At 73.1% G+C, this 20390-nt stretch carries 17 protein-coding genes and 1 tRNA gene; 12 read left to right on the top strand and 6 right to left on the bottom strand.

Annotated features, from left to right (window positions below):
* Positions 1–119: 119 nt before the first annotated feature.
* The 3 genes from WIS52_RS17235 to WIS52_RS17225 all read left to right on the top strand — a co-directional run bounded on the left by WIS52_RS17235 (position 120) and on the right by WIS52_RS17225 (position 2115).
* Positions 120–758, top strand: coding sequence for a pyridoxamine 5'-phosphate oxidase family protein (locus WIS52_RS17235; RefSeq protein ID WP_349299277.1), 639 nt, complete (start codon positions 120–122; stop codon positions 756–758).
* A gap of 63 nt (positions 759–821) precedes the next feature.
* Complete coding sequence (locus tag WIS52_RS17230) at positions 822–1664, top strand: helix-turn-helix transcriptional regulator (protein WP_417715015.1); 843 nt, start codon at positions 822–824, stop codon at positions 1662–1664.
* A 52-nt stretch (positions 1665–1716) separates the two neighbouring features.
* Positions 1717–2115, top strand: a complete 399-nt coding sequence (locus WIS52_RS17225) for a VOC family protein (RefSeq protein WP_349299276.1) — start codon at positions 1717–1719, stop codon at positions 2113–2115.
* Between the two features lie 55 nt (positions 2116–2170).
* Here WIS52_RS17225 and WIS52_RS17220 read toward each other — a convergent pair.
* A tRNA-Gly gene (locus tag WIS52_RS17220) sits at positions 2171–2241 on the bottom strand.
* Between the two features lie 155 nt (positions 2242–2396).
* Between WIS52_RS17220 and WIS52_RS17215 the strand changes: the two genes are divergently transcribed.
* The 3 genes from WIS52_RS17215 to WIS52_RS17205 all read left to right on the top strand — a co-directional run bounded on the left by WIS52_RS17215 (position 2397) and on the right by WIS52_RS17205 (position 5567).
* Complete coding sequence (locus WIS52_RS17215; RefSeq protein ID WP_349299275.1) at positions 2397–3599, top strand: UDP-N-acetylglucosamine 2-epimerase; 1203 nt, start codon at positions 2397–2399, stop codon at positions 3597–3599.
* 23 nt (positions 3600–3622) lie between these two features.
* Entirely contained in the window at positions 3623–4213 is a 591-nt protein-coding gene (gene dcd, locus WIS52_RS17210) for a dCTP deaminase (RefSeq protein ID WP_349299274.1), read from the top strand.
* A gap of 76 nt (positions 4214–4289) precedes the next feature.
* Complete coding sequence (locus WIS52_RS17205; RefSeq protein ID WP_349299273.1) at positions 4290–5567, top strand: hypothetical protein; 1278 nt, start codon at positions 4290–4292, stop codon at positions 5565–5567.
* 187 nt (positions 5568–5754) lie between these two features.
* Here WIS52_RS17205 and WIS52_RS17200 read toward each other — a convergent pair whose 3' ends face one another.
* Entirely contained in the window at positions 5755–8262 is a 2508-nt protein-coding gene (locus WIS52_RS17200; RefSeq protein WP_349299272.1) for a (Fe-S)-binding protein, read from the bottom strand.
* Between the two features lie 511 nt (positions 8263–8773).
* Between WIS52_RS17200 and WIS52_RS17195 the strand changes: the two genes are divergently transcribed.
* The 6 genes from WIS52_RS17195 to WIS52_RS17170 are packed head-to-tail and all read left to right on the top strand — an operon-like array spanning position 8774 to position 16563.
* Positions 8774–9046, top strand: coding sequence for a hypothetical protein (locus WIS52_RS17195; protein WP_349299271.1), 273 nt, complete (start codon positions 8774–8776; stop codon positions 9044–9046).
* Between the two features lie 3 nt (positions 9047–9049).
* Complete coding sequence (locus WIS52_RS31710) at positions 9050–9859, top strand: hypothetical protein (RefSeq protein ID WP_379611244.1); 810 nt, start codon at positions 9050–9052, stop codon at positions 9857–9859.
* Positions 9846–13031, top strand: a complete 3186-nt coding sequence (locus WIS52_RS17185; RefSeq protein ID WP_459077135.1) for an ATP-binding protein — start codon at positions 9846–9848, stop codon at positions 13029–13031. Before WIS52_RS31710 ends, WIS52_RS17185 begins: the two co-directional genes overlap by 14 nt.
* Positions 13028–14926 (top strand): hypothetical protein, encoded by a 1899-nt coding sequence (locus WIS52_RS17180; RefSeq protein ID WP_349299270.1) that lies wholly within the window; start codon positions 13028–13030, stop codon positions 14924–14926. Before WIS52_RS17185 ends, WIS52_RS17180 begins: the two co-directional genes overlap by 4 nt.
* A 1-nt stretch (position 14927) precedes the next feature.
* A complete protein-coding gene (locus WIS52_RS17175; RefSeq protein WP_349299269.1) occupies positions 14928–15533 on the top strand; it encodes a hypothetical protein in 606 nt (201 codons plus the stop codon).
* Positions 15534–15540: 7 nt separating this feature from the next.
* Positions 15541–16563 (top strand): C40 family peptidase, encoded by a 1023-nt coding sequence (locus tag WIS52_RS17170; protein WP_349299268.1) that lies wholly within the window; start codon positions 15541–15543, stop codon positions 16561–16563.
* Between the two features lie 159 nt (positions 16564–16722).
* On the opposite strand, the gene WIS52_RS17165 is transcribed toward WIS52_RS17170, so the two are convergent.
* From WIS52_RS17165 to WIS52_RS17150, 4 genes are all read right to left on the bottom strand, one after another.
* Positions 16723–17550, bottom strand: a complete 828-nt coding sequence (locus WIS52_RS17165; RefSeq protein ID WP_349299267.1) for an ESX secretion-associated protein EspG — start codon at positions 17548–17550, stop codon at positions 16723–16725.
* Positions 17547–19160 (bottom strand): hypothetical protein, encoded by a 1614-nt coding sequence (locus WIS52_RS17160; protein WP_349299266.1) that lies wholly within the window; start codon positions 19158–19160, stop codon positions 17547–17549. Before WIS52_RS17160 ends, WIS52_RS17165 begins: the two co-directional genes overlap by 4 nt.
* 9 nt (positions 19161–19169) lie before the next feature.
* Positions 19170–19379 carry a hypothetical protein gene (locus tag WIS52_RS17155; RefSeq protein ID WP_349299265.1) on the bottom strand — a complete coding sequence of 70 codons (210 nt, stop codon included), beginning with the start codon at positions 19377–19379 and terminating at the stop codon, positions 19170–19172.
* A 248-nt stretch (positions 19380–19627) separates the two neighbouring features.
* A complete protein-coding gene (locus WIS52_RS17150; protein ID WP_349299264.1) occupies positions 19628–20170 on the bottom strand; it encodes a DUF3558 family protein in 543 nt (180 codons plus the stop codon).
* Positions 20171–20390 lie beyond the last annotated feature (220 nt).

Here is a 20390-nt window from a genome sequence, read left to right as displayed (position 1 = left end):
CGATCTGAGCCCCGAGCCGGGGCGGAGCCGCCCCCCCCGGCCGGTACCCGCCCCGAGACCGTGATCGCCGGACGAAAGGGTCGCGACGGACCGGGGGATCCCTGCCTACCGTGGAACCCATGACCGCCGCTCCGGAAGGCACCCGCACCGAGATCCGCACCCTCGCCGAGCTCCAGGAGATCACCGGCGAGGCGTCCGGCCCGTCGCTCGCGAAGGAACGCGACCGCCTGCTCGGGGTGCACCGGGAGTGGCTGGCCGTCTCGCGGTTCTGCCTGCTCGCCACCGCCGGCGCCGACGGCACCTGCGACGTCTCACCGAAGGGCGACCCGGCCGGCTTCGCCCACGTCGTCGACGACCACACGCTCGCGATCCCGGAACGGCCCGGGAACGGCCGGGTCGACGGCTGGCGCAACGTCCTGGAGAACCCGCACGTCGGTCTGATCTTCCTGGTCCCCGGCCGCACCGACACATTGCGGATCAACGGCCGCGCCCGGCTGGTCCGTGACGCCCCCTGGTTCGACGAGCTCGCGGTGAAGGGCCGCCGCCCGCTGCTGGCCTGCGAGGTCACCGTCGACCAGGTGTTCTTCCACTGCCCGAAGGCGTTCCTGCGCTCCGAGCTGTGGCAGACGGACTCCTGGCCCGCGAAGGACCGACTGCCGTCGGTGGCGGCGCTCGCGAAGGAACTGTCCCGTCCGGACACCCCGCTGGCCGAGATCGAGGAGTACTACGGGCCGTCCTACGCCCAGCGGCTCTACTGATCGGCCCAGGGGCGGATCGACGGTCCGTGGTTGCGCGGGTGCGGGAGCGGTAGAACGAGACGGGTGACGATCGATCGGGCGGGACTGGCGGCGTTCCTGCGCCGCCGACGGGAGACGGTGCAGCCCGAGGACGTCGGCCTCCCCCGTGGCCCGCGCCGCCGCACCACCGGGCTGCGGCGGGAGGAGACCGCCGCGCTGTGCCACATGTCGACCGACTACTACGCGCGGCTCGAGCGGGAGCGCGGCCCACAGCCGTCCGAGCAGATGATCGCGTCGATGGCGCAGGGCCTGCACCTCTCGCTCGACGAGCGTGACCACCTGTTCCGGCTCGCCGGGCACCACCCGCCCGCCCGCGGCACGGCCGGCGACCACGTCGGCCCTGGTCTGCTGCGCATCCTCGACCGGCTCCAGGACACACCCGCCGAGATCATCACCGAGCTGGGGGAGACGCTGCGCCAGACCCCGCTCGGCGTCGCGCTGACCGGCGACCTCAGCCGGTACACCGGCCCGGCGCGCAGCATCGGCTACCGCTGGTTCACCGACCCCGGGGCCCGGGAGCGGTACGCGCCCGAGGATCACGCGTTCCTGTCCCGGATGTTCGCCTCCGGGTTGCGGGAGATCGCCACGGTGCGCGGCCCCGGGTCCCGCGCGGCGCACTTCGCCGAGCTGCTCCTCGCCCGGAGTGAGGAGTTCACGACCCTGTGGAACTCCCACGAGGTGGGCATCCGGCCCCGTGCGGGCAAACGGTTCGTGCATCCCGAGGTCGGCGCGCTCGACCTGCACTGCCAGACGCTGCACGACCCCGAGCAGTCGCACAGCCTGCTCGTCTACACCGCCACGCCGGGCAGCGAGAGCTACGAGAAGCTGCAGCTGCTCTCGGTCGTCGGCACCCAGGTGCTGCCCTGATCGCTCCGATTTCTCCACGACGCGCGGGCGCGACCGGAGGACCCTGGGCCGCATGACAGAGACACCACCCACCGTCTGGCCCGCACTGCGCTACGACGACGCCCCCGCGGCGCGGACGTTCCTGGTCGACGTGTTCGGCTTCCGGGAGGCGCTCGTCGTGCCGGACGACGACGGCGACATCGTCCACGCGGAACTCCGCTGGCCCGAGGGCGGCGGGGTGATGTTCGGGTCCACCAAGAACTCCGGAAACGGTCACGAGCACATGCGCCCCGGCGTCGGGTCGGTGTACGTCGTGACCGATCACGTGGACGAGGTGCACGCCCGGGTCCGCGCGGCCGGCGCGGACGTGACCCGGGAGCTCGAGGACACCGACTACGGCTCGCACACGTTCTCGGTGCGGGACACCGAGGGCAACCACTGGACGTTCGGCACCTACCGCGGGGCGGCCTGAGCGCTCCCGGAAACGACGAAGGCCCAGGTCGCTGACCTGGGCATCGTCGTTCGAGAGCGGATGACGGGAATCGAACCCGCGTATTCAGCTTGGGAAGCTGATGTTCTACCATTGAACTACATCCGCAGCGTGTGCGATCACCCTAGCACCATGCCGGTCCGATTCGTCGAACCCCCGGTCGCCGCAGGATCCGACCATCGGGCGCCGATCTCTCGACTACCGGCACCACCCTCCCGCAGACTCTTCCCGTGTCGGCGCGCGGCCGGCCGGAAGGATTCGCGATGAGCGCGTTCGAACCTCTGCTGGACGGCGCCGAGCCCGACCATGAGCACGACATCCTCATGGTCGCGGGCAGTCGTCCGGAGGTCGCGCGCCTCGCGCCCGTCGCCGCCGCGGTCGCCGCGTCGGACCGGATCACCGGGATCACCGTCGCGACCGGTCCCGACCCGATGGGCGTGCACGAGACCTTCGAGGCACTCGGGACACCGGCCGACATCACCGTCCTGCTCCCGGGCGACGGCGGGGAGAGCGTCGCCGACGTCGCCGCCGCGCTGTTCACCCGGCTCGACCGGTTGATGGTCGACCAGGACCCGTCAGCGATCCTCGTGCACGGCGGCGGCCTGGCGGCCGCGGTCTCGGCAACCGTCGCGTTCTGGCGGCGGATCCCGATCGTGCACATGCAGGCAGGCATGGGGACCGACGACCTGTTGTGCCCGTTCCCGCAGGAGGCGCACCGCCGGGTGATCGGCCAGCTCGCGTCCCTGTTCCTGACGACGAGCGGGTCGGCCCTGGGCAGCCCGCTCGGCCCGAACGTGCTCACCATCGGCGACACGATCAACTCGCTGCCCGGCCCCCGGCACCGCGGGTGCGCGGACGCCCTCGAGCGGGTGCAGGACGAGCACCGGCGGCTGGTGCTCGTGGACCTGGAGCGGCCGTCGTCGCTGCCGGTGCTCGGCGGGCTGGCCGACCTGCTGGAGCGCTACCCGCGGATGGAGATCGTGGTCGCCGGCGCCCTGGCGATCGAGGAGCCCGCGCTGACGCTGGGCGCCCACCCGCGGGTCACCGTCGTGCCCGAGATGGGCCTGCCCGACGAGCTGGCGATGCTCGCCGCGGCGACCGTCCTGGTCAGCGACGACCACGAGCTGGTGGGCGACGCGCCCGGCCTGGGCACGCTCGCCGTCCTCGTCGACGGTCCGAACGTCCCGCAGCCCGGTGACTCGATCCGCAGCATCGCCGCGCGGGACGCGGCCCACGCCGTCGCGCAGGTACTGGACGGTGACCACGGCCGCCGCCCCGCCCCGTCGGACGGGTTCGAGGCCGCCCGCGCGGAGCAGGCCGTCGCGTGGATGTTCGGCCTGACCCAGTCACCGCAGCTGGCCGACGACCTGCCCGGCGGCCCGGACCACGGCCGGCACACCGCGGGTCCGCAGCAGGCGGAAGAGGACGCGGACACGGCGTCCCCGGAGGAGTCGACCGACGCCTGATCGCGCCTCGCTAGGGTGTCGTGGTGTTGCTCTCCGACGGCGACCTGCGCAAGGAGATCGAGTCCGGGCGGCTCGAACTCGACCCGTGGGACGTCGAGATGCTCCAGCCGTCCAGCATCGACGTCCGGCTGGACCGCTATTTCCGCGTGTTCCAGAACTCCCGGTACACCCACATCGACCCGTCCAGCCAGCAGGACGAGCTGACCACGCCGGTCGAGACGCCGGACGGTGAGTCGTTCGTGCTGCACCCGGGCGAGTTCGTGCTGGGGTCGACGTTCGAGCGGGTGGGCCTGCCCGACGATCTCGCCGGCCGGCTGGAGGGCAAGAGCTCGCTGGGCCGGCTCGGCCTGCTCACCCACTCCACGGCCGGGTTCATCGACCCCGGGTTCACCGGGCACATCACCCTGGAACTGTCGAACGTGGCGAACCTGCCGATCACCCTCTGGCCGGGGATGAAGATCGGGCAGCTGTGCCTGTTCCGGCTCTCCAGCCCGGCCGAGCGCCCCTACGGCAGCGAGGGCGTCGGATCCCGGTACCAGGGCCAGCGCGGCCCGACCCCGTCCCGCGCGTTCCGGAACTTCCACCGCACCGACACCCGCCGGTCCCCCGGGTGATCCCGGCGATCATCGCGTCGGGGCGCGGGTCGCTCGGGGCTTTCGTCCCGGTGGCGCGGCACTAGTCTGGATCGCGATGGACGCCGATCGCAGCGCACCGGGGACAGGGCCCGACCCGTGGGCGACGGGGCGCCGCCGTTCCGGCCGTCCGGACCGCGGTGCGCGGCCGTTCGGCGGTCGCGATGGCGCCGGTCCGGCCCCCGCCCGCCGGCAGGGTGCGGGGTCACCCACCGCCGACGAGCCCGGACCTTCCGTCGGCTCCGGCTCCTCGGTCGATCCCGGTTCGCCGGTCGATCCCGGCTCGGCGGTCGTCCCCGCCTCTCCGGCCGCTCCCGTCCGCCGGGACCCCGGCCGCCCGGCCGGTCCCGGTCGCCTCGACGCCGGTCGGTCGGGCTCCGCTCCTCGGACCGACCAGGAACACGCGGACTCCGGGCCGCGGGCCGACGTCGGCCGCGGGGGCTCCGATGATCCCGGCGACCGCGCCCCGGGCGACCGCGCCCCGGGCGACCGCGCCCCTGGTGACCGCGGCCCGGGTGACCGCGACCCGTGGCAGCACTGGCGGAAGCTGCGTCCGCGCACCGTCCGTGGCGCGACGGCGCTGGGCATCGTCGGCGCGGCGCTGCTGCTGTTCCCCTTCCTCGACGACCCGGACCGCTGGTGGGTCCCGGTCGGGCTCGGGTTCGGGACCCTCGTCCTGCTCGCCCTGCTGCGGCTCGACCGGATGCTGGCCGGCTGGGCCCCGCACGTCGCGGGTCTCGTGCTGGTCGGGGCGCTGGTGCACGGGACGGCCCGCAACCCCTGGGCGTGGGGACTGGCGCTGGCGGCGGGCGTCGTCGTCGCCGGGCTGCTCCTGCTCCCGCGGTGGAAGGTGCTGGCCGTCGGGACGGCGCTGCTGGTGCTCGCCGGGGCCGGCTACACCTTCCGGTCGGTCGAGATCCGCGAGCAGCAGGCCCAGCTGGACGCCCAGGCCGGCGCACAGTTCCGGACGGCACTCGGCGTCGACCGTCCCCAGCTCGCGCTGGTCTCGCTCGACACGGGCGTCGCCGGCCCGAACCCGGCCCGGGTCTGCCGGCTCGCCCAGGACGGGGCGATCGACCAGCTGCGGACGGCCACCGGCGCCGCGACCTGCGAGGACGCCGTCGCCGTCCTGCACGCCCGGATGCCCGCCGGTGCCGAGGTGACGAGCCCGGACCGTGAGCCCGACCCGGTCGTCGCACCCGGCGGGACGACCACCGTCGACGGCTGCGGCACCGCCTGGGGCGCTGCGGCCGGTGCGGAGCTGGGCCGGATCGTGCTGGCCCGTACCGAGGCCGCGAACCCCACCTTCCAGGTGCGATCCTTCGCCCCCTGCTGAGGGCGATCCTCCGGGCAGGTTCCCTGATCATCGGCACACCACGTGTGCCATTCGGCGGGGTGGCTGCCGGCGACAGGGCTGAGCGACGCGGCGAGGGCCGGGCGCGGCGGTGGTCGGAGCGCACGCCCCCCGGAACGCGAACAGCCGGACCACCCGCAGGCAGCCCGGCCGTCCGTCGGAACCGGAGTCAGTTCTCCGAGCGCTTCGCCTGCTCCTCGGCGGCCTCGGCGCCGTGCGACCCGGAGGCCCCGTTGGACCCGGTGGCCGCGTTCGACCCGGTCACCCCGTTCGGCTCCGCGGTCCCGTCGGTCGAGGTCCCCTCCGAACCCTCCGCCGCGCCCCCGTTCGACGAGGCGACGCCCTGTTCCACGGCCTTCTCGGCGGCCTGCTCCGCGGCGACCTCGACGTCCGGCGTCGCGACGGCCGGGGTCTCCGTCGTCGGCGCGGCCTCGGCGGTCGTCTCGGCCGGGGCCGGCTCCGGTGCCGGGTCACCGCGGCGCACCGCGGCCAGCAGCATCTGCGAGACGTCCTGGACCTGCACGTTCTCGCCGACGACCTGGTTCACCCCGTCGGTCATCATCGTCCGGCAGAACGGGCAGCCGACGGCCAGCGTGCCGGTCGCCGTCCCGTTCCCGGAGGCCTTGGTCAGCGTCTCCGCGGCCTCCTCGGCCCGGTTGATGTTGATCCGGGTGCCGATCCGCTCCTCCATCCACATGCGCGCGCCACCGGCGCCGCAGCACATGGAACGGTCGGCGTGCCGGGGCATCTCCGACAGCGTCGCCCCGGCCGCGCCGACCAGCGCGCGCGGCTCCTCGTAGACCTCGTTGTGCCGGCCGAGGTAGCAGGGGTCGTGATAGGTCACCGGGCCGGCGTCCTCGCCGGCCGGTGCGGAGATCGGGACGAGCTTCTTCTCCCGGACCAGCTTGTTCAGCAGCTGGGTGTGGTGCACGACCTCGTAGTGCCCGTCGAGCTGGGGGTACTCCCGGCCCAGGGTGTTGAGGCAGTGCGGGCAGGTCGTGACGATCTTGCGGGTGCCCGGCTCGCGGCCCTCGAACACCGAGTTGAGCACCTCGACGTTCTGCTGGGCCAGCATCTGGAACACGAACTCGTTGCCCGCGCGGCGGGCCGGGTCACCGGTGCAGGTCTCCTCCGGGCCGAGCACCACGAAGCCGACCCCGGCCCGGTGCAGCAGCTCGGCGGTGGCGCGGATGGTCTTCTTCTGGCCGTCGTCGAAGGCCCCGGCGCAGCCGACCCAGAACAGGTACTCGGTGTCGGCGGAGAGCTCGCCGTCGAAGACCGGGACCTCGAAGTCCAGGCCCTTCGTCCACTCCAGACGGTCCTTGGCGTTCTGGCCCCAGGGGTTGCCCTTGTTCTCCAGGTTCTTGAACAGCGAGTTCAGCTCGGTCGGGAACTCAGACTCGATCAGCACCTGGTGGCGGCGCATGTCGATGATGTGGTCGACGTGCTCGATGTCGACCGGGCACTGCTCCACGCACGCCCCGCAGGAGGTGCAGGACCAGAGGATCTCCGGGTCGATGACGCCCAGGACGTCCTCGCCGCCGATCAGCGGCCGGCCGGCCTCGGCGAGTGCGTCCACCGGGATCGTCGCGAGCCGGGCCTCGGCGCCCTCGCCGGTGATGCCGACCTCGTCGCCGGCCATGTCGCGCGACCCGCCGGCCAGCAGGTAGGGGGCCTTGGCGTAGGTGTGGTCGCGCAGCGCGGTGACCAGCAGCTTCGGCGAGAGCGGCTTCTCGGTGTTCCACGCCGGGCACTGCGACTGGCACCGCCCGCACTCGGTGCAGGTGGTGAAGTCGAGCAGGCCCTTCCAGGTGAAGTCCTCGACCTTGCCGGCGCCGAAGACGTCGGTGTCCGGGTCGGCCTCCTCGAAATCGAGGGGCTTCCCGCCGGACATCATCGGCCGGGTCGCGCCGAGTGCCTTGCGGCCGTCGTCGTCGCGCTTGAAGTAGATGTTCGGGAACGCGGTGAACCGGTGCCAGGCCACGCCCATCGTCGGGGTCAGCGCGATGACGATCAGCCAGATCGTCGCCGACAGCACCTTGACCGCGGCGAACACCGTCACCAGCGTCGCCGAGGCCGGCAGCACCGACCCGATCGCCATCGACACCGGCGCCGACCAGGCCGGGACGTCGAACGAGCCGAGCGCGTACTTGCCACCGCGCACGACCAGGATGCCCAGCCCCTCGAGGAACACGATCGCCTCGACGAAGTAGGCCCGGCCCATGTTCGAGCCGTAGAACCGCGACGAGCGGCCGGTACGGGCCGGGTTGTTCAGCTGGCGGATCACGATCAGCACGCCGATGCCGACGACGGTGCCGACACCCAGGATCTCGACGAACAGGCTGTAGACGCCCCACTCGCCGATCAGCGGCAGGTGGAACCGCGGGTTCCAGACCTCCACGAAGGCCTCGACCAGGGCCAGGAACAGCCCGCCGAAGCCGATCATGACCAGCCAGTGGAAGATCCCGACCTTGGTCCACTTGAGCATCCTGGTGTGGCCCAGGGTCTCTTTCAGCATGGTCACCAACCGCGGCCCGAACGGGCCGGTGCGGGTCGGGTCGGGCTGGCCCAGCCGGATGATCGACACCATCCTGGCCACGGTGCGCCAGACCAGCGTCACCGCCACGATCGCCGACACCACCGTGACGGTGCCGAGCAGGTACTGGACCCAGGTCATGCGGACGAGCCTTCCTGTGGTGCGGTGCGAGGCGGTGCCGGCCGGGGACGCGTGGCGCCGGTGGGCGCGGAGGCGTCGGGGCCGGCCGGGAGGGCTGCGGACGAGGGCACGTCGTGTCCCCGGGACGGGGCGGGCCTCTCCATCGCGGTGCCTCCTGACGACGTCGCCGTCGCGCTGCTGTGGTGGGACGCGGACGGCGGTCGGGCGAACAGTAATCCGCCACCGCCCCCGGCGGGGTTCCCGGCCGGGTCGCGTCACCGATGGTTACCGAACAGTAGCCACCGCTGACCATGACATCTCGCGCGCTCGTGCGCAGCGGTGCCGGTCCGGGTGAGGCGGGTGTCACGTCCGGGTGAGGGGGAGTCCCGTTCGGCCGACCGTGTCGACCTGAACGCAAGGCGTGGCGTTCACACCGGGCGTACGGGCCATACCTCTACTATCACCCGCACGTCTCGTGGTCTACTCGCCTGCGGGAGCGACCGAGATGACGCGGAGTCCGCAAGGAGGAGCTGTGAAGACCTCGTCCGAGGCGATCCAGCTGGTGCTCGCCCAAGAGCTGACGACGGTCAACCTCCAGGCCTGGATCACGAACAACATCGTTCCGCTGATCCTGCTCGCGATCGCCGTCATCCTGCTCTGGATCGGCGGCCGGGGTGACAACGCCGGCGTGGCCCGGCGCAGCATCGGGCTGCTGGTGGGACTGATCGCACTGGGTATCGCGGTGACCGGCAACGGTCCGCTCGTCGGCCAGGCGCTGGCGAACCTGCTCGTCTCCACGGGCTGAGCGGTGCTCGTTCGCACCGACGACGAGGTGTACCGCGTCGACGCGGTCTGGCTCGGCCCGCCGCGCGCCACCTTCCCCTGGCGGGCCCGCTACGTCAGCTACGGCGTCGGGCTCCTCGTGATGATGCTGATCATGATGGTGCAGCGGCGGCTCGGGATCGGGCTGGACTTCTTCTCGGTCGCCTGGGCGCTGGTCGGCACCGTCGCGCTCACCCGCCTGCTCGGCAAGAAGATCGACTACGAGCGTCCGCTCGGGCAGGTCCTCGGGCAGTTCTGGGCCGAGGTCACCGGCCCGCGCCCCGGGCGGAAGCCCGCCCGCGGCTCGGTGCGGGCCGGGCACGTCCGGGTGCAGGCGTCCCGCAACCGTCCCGGCGCGCCGGGGCGCGGCGAGCGTTCCCGTCCCTGGTCGGGATCGGACCGCGGCGCGCCGACGGTCCGACCCGGACCCCGGGTCGCCGGGCCCGTCGACGCTGCCACGAACGGGCCGCTCGGGGAGCGGGTTCCCACGAAGGGTCCGTTCGTGAGCACGCCGCGCGGGGGCGCGACGGCCCCGGCCCCGGATCCGGCCACCACGAACGGTCCGTTCGTGGGGAACGGCGGGATGGTCGTCGACGGCACCCCGGGTGACGGTGAGGCGCGGGAGGCGCCCCGGCGCGTCGTCCCGCCGCTCCCGGAGCCGGGCAGCGCGCCGAGGCGGAGCCGGTTCCGGCGGGCCCGCGGCGGCGCCCGGCGCGTCCGCCGGGGCGTGACCGACCCGGCCCGCACCCGTCGTCCGGACCCCTGGCACGGGAGCGGCCACCGTGGCCGCTCCTGAGCGGACGCCCCGCCGTGCGGGCCGGCGGGGGCGCGCCCGGGCCGGCGAGGGCGGGTCGAGCTACACGCCGTCGATCGCGTTGCGCTCGATCGACGGCCACCTCACGCGCACCGGCACCCAGGTCATGGCCTGGTACCGGCTCGCCGCGCAGGCCTGGAGCTTCCGCAGTGACAACCAGCGCGAGGTGCTGATCCGCCAGATCGCCGCGCAGCTCGGTGAGCTGCAGGGCCGGTGGGTGCACCTGCGCGTCACCACCCGGCCGTACCCGGTGCACATGTGGGCCGAGTCCTTCGACCAGAACGCGCTCGGCCGGATGCCCGACGTCCCCGGCGCGCTCGGCTGGGACGGGTTCCTGGAGGGCGAGCAGCGCCACCTCATGGGCCTGTCGATGGCCGACAAGGAGGTCTTCCTCGGCATCGAGGTCTCCGGCCGGGGCATGCTCGACCGCTGGGTGGAGGTGGCGGCACCGGTGCTGGACCGGATCGCGCCGTCGGCGGTCCGGGCCGAGCTCGCCGCGCTGGAGTCCGAGGTCAACCACCTCGACGTCCTCGTCGCCGGGTCCGGGCTGGACGCCGTCCCGGCCGGCGCCGAGGACATGGCCTGGCTGATGCACCGCTCGGTCGCGCTCGGGCTCCCCGCCCCGCGCGGGCTGTCCTCGGTCCCGCGCGGGGTCACCAGCTGGGAGCCGGAGGACCTCGCCGCCTTCACCGAGGGCGTCGACATGCACCAGGAGCCCTACGCCCCGACCGTCCGGGTGGTCGGCCGGATGCGGTCGCAGGCCGTCTCCCGGCACGTCGCCGTGCTGTCGGTCGGGCTGATGGAGGGCCTGCGGATCCCGGAGATCGACGACCCGTGGATGCAGCACTCGGACCGGCTGCCGTTCCCGGTCGAGTGGTCCGCGCGGATGTACATCCGCCGCCCCGAGGACGTCACCGGTGAGCTGCAGCGCCAGATGGGCAAGGTGCGCAGCCAGATCCGGCACTACACCCACGACCACGACCTCGACCCGCCGATGTCGCTGGCCCGCCAGGCCGACCGGGTGCTGGAGGTCGAGGACGAGGTCACCACCGGGCTGACCCAGCTCAACACCCGGCTCTACGGTTGGTGGCGGATCGCGGTGTCCGGCCGGGACGAGGCCGAGGCCACCACCCGCGCCCAGCAGGTCGTCGACCTGTACCGGCCCAAGGTGCAGATCGAACACCCCGAGGCCCAGTACCGCTACGCCCGCGAGTTCATCCCCGGCGAGCCGCTGGCCTCGACGGCCTACCGGCGCCGCGGCAGCGTCACCTGGGCCGCGGCCGGGGTGCCCGCGGCGACGGCCAGCGTCGGCGACCGGCGCGGGATCATGCTCGGCGAGACGTGCACCGCGACCCGCCGCCCGGTGGCGTGGGACCCGTGGCTGGCCCAGGAGGTGCGACGCGCGTCCGGCCTGACCGCGATCGTCGGCGGGCTGGGGTCCGGGAAGTCGTTCCTGACCGGGCTGATCGTCTACAAGACACTGCGCGCCGGGGCGAGCTGGACCGTCCTCGACCCGTCCGGGCCGCTCGCCGAGCTCGCCCGGGTACCGGAGCTCGCGCCGTTCTCCCGGCACATCAACCTGCTGCACGCCGACCCGGGCATCCTCAACCCGTACCGGGTCGTCGCCGAGCCGCGCCCGGACCACTTCGCCGACGAGGAGGACCCGGAGAAGGCCTGGCGGCGGGAACGCTCGCTGGCCGCCGCGACCCGTCGCCGGCTGGTGCTCGACGTCCTGTCCGGACTGCTGCCCTACGAGATCGCCCGCCAGCCGCACACCCGGATCGTGCTGCTGCGCGCGGTGCGCGAGGTCGGCGGCGCCGCCGACCGGCACCCCGGCATGGTGATCGACGAGCTGCGCCGGCACGCGTCCGACGGGGAGGCGCACGCCGGCGTCGTCGCGGACTTCCTCGACGAGCGCCGCGAGCTGCCCCAGGCCGCGTTGCTGTTCCCGGACGAGTCCCGCTCGGACCCGTGGAACGCCGACCGCGACTACCGGCTCACCGTGCTGACCATGCAGGGCCTGTCGCTGCCGCGCCCGGGCAGCCCGCGCGAGGAGTGGACCGACAACGAGTCGCTCGGCGTCGAGCTGCTGAACCTCGCGTCCTGGCTGACCCAGCGCACCATCTACGACGCCGACCGCAACGCCCGCAAGGGTGTCGCGCTCGACGAGACGCACTTCCTGTCCCAGGTCCCCACCGGCAAGGTGCTGATCGACCGGCTGGCCCGCGACTCCCGGAAGTTCAACGTCCGGGCGCTGTTCGCTTCCCAGCTGGCCGGTGACCTGCTGCGGGTGTCCGGGTTCGCGTCGCTGGTCAACGCGGTGTTCGTCGGCCGGACCGACGACGAGGAGGCCCAGTCCGAGGCGCTGCGGCTGCTGCGGGTGCCCACCGACGTCGGCTACGAGGAGATGCTCGGGACGCTGTCCCCGCGCCCACGGCACGACGACCGCCCCGATGACACCCCGCGCCAGTTCGTGTTCGCCGACGGGCACGGCGGCGTCGAGAAGATCCGGATCGACCTGGAGGCACCGCACCTCGAGCACATCCGCGACGCGCTGGACACCAACCCGGACGCGCACCGCGTCGCGCCGCGGGCGGCGGTCTCGTCGGGCGCCGAGTACACCGCGCCGGACGAGCCCACCCCGCTGCCGCCGGCGCGACGCCAGGCGCTGCCGGTCGGCGTCCCGGATCTGGACGGCGACGACCTCGGCCCGCTCGACCACGTCGGCGTCGACACCCGGATCGGTCCCGGGGACGCCGACCCGGTCCTCGTCGGCGGGGTCCGTGCCGGTGCGGTGCAGGTCGTGTCCGCCGACGCCCGCGACGCCGGCCTGCACGACGCCGACCTGCACGACGCCGACCTGCACGACGACGAGCACCTCGATCTGCTCGACGAGCTGGACGAGGACTGGCCGGACGACGGCGGCGGTCCGGTCGGCGCGAACGGGCGCGCCGCCGTTGCCGGACCGGCGCAGCCCGCCCGGCTCGCGGTCGGGGGCGGCCACGGCCACCGCGAACCCCGCGAGCAGCAGCTCCCTGATGGGCGTCGCCCCGGTCACGACGGCCCGGCGGAGGCGGGACACCCCGGAACGGACTCCGCTGCGCCGTCGTCCAACGGGCACCACCCGACCGGCACCGGCGAGGACGGGCGGTGACCGGGGAGCTGGACCCGTCCGGAGGTGCCGGCCTCTGGGTGGTGCTCGGCATCGTCCTGGCGGCGGTGCTGGTCGCCGTCCGGCGCGCCCGCCGCGATCGTGACCCCCGCCCGTCGTCCCGCCCCCGTCGCCGGGCGCTGCTGGTGGCCGGGGCGCTGCTCGGCGGGACCCTGCTGCTCGGCACGCCCGCCATGGCGCAGCCGCTGGACTGCACGAACCCGCCCGAGCCGGACCGTCCCGGCACCGGGCTCGTCGGCTCGCTGGACCGCCCCAGCGCCCTGCACGGCGAGGCCGGCTCGGTCTACGAGGAGGTCGGCTACGCCGGGCTGGTCTGGCACAACTACGACCTGGGCTGTGCCGCGTCCGGGGTGCTGAACCCGTCGGTCACCACCGACACCTGGCTGGGCAACCAGGTCTTCAACCTGGCCAAGCTGACCGTCGGCGGGGTGAACTGGGCGCACTACCTGATCGCCGACGGCGGCGCGCTCTTCGAGCCGCTCGACACCGTGATCAGCACCGCGACCGCCGCGATGTACGAGACGGTGTTCACCACCTGGGTGGGGCTGGGACTGCTCGGGTTCGCGATCATCGTGCTGCTGCTGGCGATGAGCGGGGACATGGCCCGGCAGGCGCAACGCACCGGCATCGCGGTGTTCGCGCTGATGATCGGCTCGGCGGCCTACCTGGCCCCGGTGGACTGGTCCCGGGCCGCCGACGACCTGCTGCTCGACGGCGTCACCCAGATGCAGGAGGGCTTCCTCGGCCAGGTCGGGCTGGGCACCCGGGACACGCTGCCGACGGTGCTCGTCGACCAGGTCGCTTACCAGAACTGGCTGCGCGGCACGTTCGGCGCGCCGGACGTCCCGCAGGCGCAGGAGCTGGGCCGGGATCTGCTGCGCGCGCAGGCGTTCACGATCGACGAGATCGACCAGGGCCTCGACACCACCGAGACGGCGGAGGCGAAGAAGTCCGACTACGGCGCGATCGCCGACCGGATGGGTGACCGCTACAGCTACTTCACCGGCGAGTCGGGCAGCCGGATCGGTGCCGGGATCCTGGCGGTGATCCAGGCCGCGTGCATCGCGTTGTTCCAGCTGCTGTCCAAGGTGCTCGTGCTGGTCGCGATGCTGATCATCCGGTTGATGGTGGTGTGCGCGCCCGCGATCGCGGTGGTCGCCCTGCTCAAACCGGACGTGATCCCCGCGATCCTGCGGATCGGGGGCGCCGCCGTCGTCAACACGCTGGTGGTCGGTGCGCTCGCCGGGCTGCACGCGCTGCTGGTCGTCTCGCTGTTCTCCCCCGGCGCCGGGATCGACCTGTGGCTGGCGCTGCTGGTGACCGGCGTCGTCACGCTGGTGCTGTGGGCGGTGGCCCGGCCGTTCCGGCGACTGGTGTCGATGGTGTCGCTGACCCGCGAGCAGTTCGGCGGCGTCGTCCCGGGGGTGGCCGACGGGCCGATGTCGCGGATGTGGAACCGGATGCGGGGCCCGGTGCCGGGCGAGGAACGGCAGACCCGGTGGTGGTCCCAGCGCGGCGGCGGACCCGGTGACGGCGACGGTGACGCGGCCCGCCCGGAGGCAGAGACGGTCGCCGGGCCCGGGGCGCGGACCTGGCGCCGCCGCGCCCCGCTGTCGCCGGGATCGGACGGGAACGCGCGGATCGCCGAGCCGCGGCGCGCGCAGCTCCCGGTGGGCGCGTCCGGACGCCCGAACACCGGGTCCGGGTTCCCCGGCCGCACCGATCCGGGCGAGGTCGACGACCGGTCGATCTACCGGCGCCCGGACGCCCGTCCACGCCGGCCCGGCGACCCGGTAGCGGTGAGCCCCGAGGTGGTCGACGGAGAGACCGTCTACAAGATCTACCGGCCGCGGGCCGGGCGGACCGGGGGAAACTGACGTGCCGATCAGGTCCTCCCGCGGCCGGGCCGCCGCCTACCGGTCGATCTGGCAGTGGCCGCTGCGCTCGCCGGCCCGGCTGGCCGTGACGGTCGTCGTGCTGGGTGGGTTGGTGTTCGGCCTGGTGTACGTGGGCGGCTCCGTCGGCGGCGGCGCGTCGTCCGGCGGGCTGCTCGCCGGGGGCGGGCAGCAGAACGGGGAACGCTGGGACTCCGGCGGGTCCGGGGTGTCGGCGACGCCGACGCCGACGATGCTGCCCCCGCAGCCGGAGCTGACCCCGGAGAACCTCCCGCTCGACCAGGCGCCGCCGCCGGCTCTGGAGGCCGCGCGGGTCTGGACGTCGGCGTGGGTGAACCACACCGAGGGCATGACATCCCAGCAGTGGCTGGCCGGGCTGCGGCCCTGGACCACCGACGAGTTCCTCGGCGTGCTGGCGGGGGTCGACCCGCAGGCCGTTCCGGCGTCGCGGGTCACTGGCGTGCCGACCCCGACCCGGGTCGCGCCGAAGAGCGTCGAGGTGACGGTGCCGACCGATGCGGTGGAGCTGTCGATCCTGGTCGTCGAGACCGACGCGGGCTGGCGCGTGTCCCGCTACGACCGGACATGAGCCGGGCATGAGCACTCCGGCCACCCGGCTGCTGCGTCCGTTGCGGCTGCTGCTGCCCTTCGTCGCCATCGCGCTGGCGCTGGTCCTGTTCCTGACCGTCGGGTTCCTGGCGTTCAGCCCGCAGGTCGGCGGACGCGGGCAGGCGCAGTGGTGCGACCCCGGGATCTCGACGGCCACGGTCGGCCGCGGGGGCGGGGGTGCGACCGTCGAGACGCTCTCGGACGAGCAGCGCGCCAACGCGGCGGCGATCATCTCGGTCGCCAAGGACATGGAGCTGCCGCCCCGGGCGTGGGTGGTCGCGCTGGCCACCGCGATGCAGGAGTCCACCCTCCGCAACATCGACTACGGGGACCGGGACTCGCTGGGCCTGTTCCAGCAGCGCCCGTCGATGGGCTGGGGCTCGCCCGCGCAGGTGACCGACCCGGCCTACAGCAGCCGGATCTTCTACGAGCACCTGGTGGAGGTCCAGGGCTGGGAGGCCATGCCGGTCACGGTCGCCGCGCAGATCGTGCAGCGCTCCGCCTTCCCGGACGCCTACGCCAAGTGGGAGCCGCTGGCCACCGACATCGTCGCCGACCTCGGCGAGGTGGCGAACCCGACGGGCTGCGAGCCGGGCCCCACCGGGGCGCTGCCGCCCGGCGTGGCCGGTGCCGCGATCGGCTTCGCGCTCGGCGAGGTCGGCAAGCCCTACGTCTGGGGCGCCACCGGCCCGGACGCCTACGACTGCTCCGGCCTGTTGATGCGCGCCTACGAGGCCGCCGGGATGACGATCCCCCGGGTCTCGCGCGACCAGTACAACTCGGGCGGGCACCTGCCGGTCCGGGACATGCAGCCCGGCGACTTCCTGTTCTACGCCCGCGACACCTCGGACCCGACGACGATCTACCACGTCACCATGTACCTCGGCGACGACATGATGGTCGAGGCCCCCAACCGGGACCACCCGGTGCGGGTCCAGCCCGTCCCGTGGGACTTCGAGGACCTGGTCCCGCTCGCCACGCGACCGGGGACGACTCCGAACCCCGCGTAGGCGACTCCGTCGACCGCTGTGGGGGACTCGGCGGCCCGGTGATCATCGTCTGGGTTCCGGTAGGTGCCGTCGGCGGCACCGGTCAGAACCCGGTTGGTGATCATCGAACGGGTTCCGATCGGTGCCATCGTCGGCACCGATCGGGACCGAGCCCGCGATCTACCAGGTCCTCAGGGCGTCCACCGGTGCACGCCGGTGCCGGACGGCGTCGGCCAGGGCGTCCAGCTCCGCGGCCAGGGTGGCGGCGTCGGCCGGACCCGCGAGGAGCATCGCGTCCTCCGGCAACGGTCCCCCGATCCGCTCCGGGGTGGGCCGGCGCTGGAGATAGCAGCCCTGCGCGGTCGCATGGACCAGCACGACGGCCGGTGCGCGGCACGGGTCCGGTGCCTTCCGGCCGGCACCCAGCTGGGCCATCCCCTCGACCACGGTCATCCGTCGCAGCAGCTCGGCGTCCGCCCTCGGGACGCCGCGCCGTTGCAGTTCGGCGACCAGCCGGTCCGGGTCACCGGCAGCCCGCTCGACCGCCTCCGCCGGCACCCGGACCGGGATCCGGACCGCCCGACCCGGCCCCGGGACGACGGCACCGAGCAGCTCGACGAGCGCGGCCGCCGCCTGCCCGGGGGCGACGCGGACGAGCGCGACCTCGTCGTCGATCCGGGCGGCGAGCACCGCCCGTCCGCGACGGTGGCCGACCAGCGCCCGCTGCCACGACGGCGGCGCGACCACCAGGTCCTGGACCTCCTCGGGCGTGATCACCGTCCGGAGGTCGTCGACCAGGGCGGGCTCGAAGACGCCGTCGGCCACCAGGCCGCGTGCGGCCATCGACCCGACGGCGTCCCGGACCACGCGAGCCCGCTCGACGTCGGTCGGTCCCGGGCTCAGCAGTTCGAGCACGGCCGGGTTCGGCCCGAGGTCGAGCAGGTCGCGGGCGACGTCGAACTCGGCGGCGGACAGGACGGTGGCCCGCTCCCAGGCGATCGCGCTCATCGGCTCGGCTCCTCGGGGGTGAGGACGGCGTCGGTTGCGGTGATCTCGACGTCGAACACCTCGTCGGTGGCGATGATGTAGCGGTTGCGGTGGTCCTGGGAGTTGTTCGCGCCCGCGGCGCCGGCGCCCATCATCGGGCCGTAGGCGCCCTGGCCGCCTGCGGCCCCGCGTCCCGAGCCGGGTTCGGCAATACGACCGGTGGTGGGTTCGACGACTCCGCCGCGCGTCCCCGGGGCGCGAGGCTCGCCGGCCCAGGAGCCTCCCGCGCCGCCACCGCGCGCGGCATAGTGCTCGGCCGTCCCGGCGCCGGAGCCGACCTCCGGCCCGCTCCCGAGCCCGACGGGGTGACCGGGCCAACGTCCGCCGGCGCCACCGCGGACCCCGGACGCCGTGCCCGGTGACGGTGGAACGAGCGACCGCTCGCGGGCGCGGTCCGCGAACCCGCGCGCTTGCTCTTCCCTGGCCCGGGCGGGATCCGGGAATCGGGTGGCGCCGTGGGACCCCGCGCCCGGGATCGTCCGGTCGGACCCGATCGTTGCCGTACTGCCCGGACCGCTGATCGCCGGGCCACCGCCCGGCCCGGTCACGGTGGGCCCCCGGTAGGGGGTGCGTGGGCCGAGATCCTGCGGTCTGACCTGATCCTGGACGGGACGCAGGACGTCGTTGCCGAACGGACGGCCCCTTCCGGAGAGTGGAGTGGTCCCGGAACCGGGAGGTACCGGGAGTGCGCCGGTGCCACCCGGTGCTCCCGTAGCACCCGGTCCCACGGACGCATTCGAACTGGCGCCTCCCGGCCTGACGTCGGTGTGCGGTGGGCTCGTTCCCGTGGCTCCGACGCCGCTCTGACCCCCGAGATCGGCCACAGCCGGCGGACCGGCCGCGTACGGTCCGGGAAATGCGGGGCCGGGGGCGCCCGTCGGTGTGGGCAGGTTGGCGCTCGCGACCGTGTCCGGTGCGGGACGGGTCCAACCCGTTCCACCGGAGCCGCCGCTCCCCGCGACCCCGCTTCCTGCGATCCCGCCGACTCCGATGTCGCCGCCGGAGCCCGGGGTCGTCACCGCTCCGGTACGAGGAGCAGCTGCGGCGTCGGTGAATCGCTCGTGGACGTCGGAGGTCTCCAGCCAGTGTTGGTGCAGGGCGCGGTTGGCGATCTCGTCGTTGACCTGGTTCCGCTCGGCGATGGTGACGTGGTCGGCCCCGTTGCCGAACAACGCGTGTGCCGCCTCGCTGATGTTGTCGCCCCAGCGCTGGTACCAGGTGTAATCGGCCGGATCGTCGAAGCCGATCTGCTGGCGCATCTTCTCGAACGAGCGTCCGTAATCGAGGAGCTGGGCAGCGCCGTTCTGGGCGACCGACGCCGTGTCGGCGACGCCTGCGGAGGTGTCGACCAACGACTCCTTCGCTGCGTCGGATGCCGGGCCATGCCACGAGATGCCGAGCTGGGTGATGCTGGAGTCGGTGGTCGTGCGGGCGTTGTCGAGGGAAGTAGTGAGGATGTTCAGACCGTCGGCGACCGGGGTCACGGCGGTCATGCCGGGTTGGTCCTTCACCCAGGCGAACTTGGTTGCGATGTCGTAAGCCTCGAAGTTGTGGCAGCGGAGCCCGAACATGGTTTGTCCTCAGCCCTCGGCGAGATGGCCGCGAAACATCGGGCCGCTGTTGGTGTGGCGGAGCGTATCGGTTACCTCGTCCTCGATCAGTCCGTAGTGGCGAGCCGCTTCCCGCAGGCGGTCGGTCGCTTCCAGCAGTTCCTCGTGATGCGCCCAGTGCGCTTGTGTGATCTGGTTGATCTTCGTCTGGAAGAGCGGAGTCGCGTCGTCCGAAATCACGTCTCCGCCGAGTGGTTCCAGGATTATTCGGCTCTCGGCTGCGAGGAGAGCGTCTCGCAGCTGCGATTGATGCCGCAGAAGCGATGCTCTGACTGCTAGAACGTTGTCGGCGTTGATCTGGGTCAGGAGAGAGTCCGAAGCGGACCCGCGAGGCAGGTGGGCTGGTGAGGTCACATAGCGAAGCTTCGGGACTCAGTCCTCCAAGCACACTGAAATTCAGGACGTCGTTAGCTAATGCGAACAGATTCTTATCGTTGGGCTGGCAGGCCGTCGACGATGAGGGCGGCGAAGGTGCTTGCCTCCGTGCAGACTCGGTCAAGCTCGGCCTGATCGCCGCCTGTCCGTGGGTCGCCATTGCTTACCTGGATCCGCAGCGTCTGATCATCGTTGAGGTCGACCGCGACCTGGCAGAATGCGGGGAAGCCGGGTCCGTTGTTCACTTCCGGTGCATCCAGTACCGCGCCGAATCCCGCAACTCTCGCAACTTCGGACGTGGGGCCGCCGAGAGCGATCGACGCGGGCTGCCCGATATTTTGGACGCTGTAGCTGGCGCGTCCGTCGGTCGCTATCCATGCGCAGGTGGGCGACGGAATTCCGCCGACGTCCGCGACAGTGGCGGTGCCTGGCTCGAGATCGCGTTCGACGAGGTCTTCATCGTCGACCAGTTCGCAGACGTCGACTCCCCGGAGGTCGATCGTTGCCGGTCGCGGCGGGAACGGACTCGCCCCCTCGGCATCCGGGGCCGCTCCGCAGCCTGCGACGAGCGAGACACCGAGAGCGATCTCAAGCAAGACGGACGCACCACGCCGAACCGTTCGAGCCACGTGATCCTCCGGGGCGGAGACGCAGGGAGACGGAGCCCACAGGCTAGCCCGCCGCCGTCGTCCCCCGTGGTCGTTCCGCTCCATGACCAGGGCCTCCGAGAAAGTTGAGCCACCCGGGAACAACTTCCGAAGCCCGCCCGTTGGACGGTCAGAGCAAGTTGAGCAAGGTCCGCTCAAGGTGGGCGCG

The organism is Pseudonocardia nematodicida (assembly GCF_040105385.1).
Classification (GTDB): Bacteria; Actinomycetota; Actinomycetes; order Mycobacteriales; family Pseudonocardiaceae; genus Pseudonocardia; species Pseudonocardia nematodicida.
This window is presented reverse-complemented; position numbering and strand designations above follow the sequence as displayed.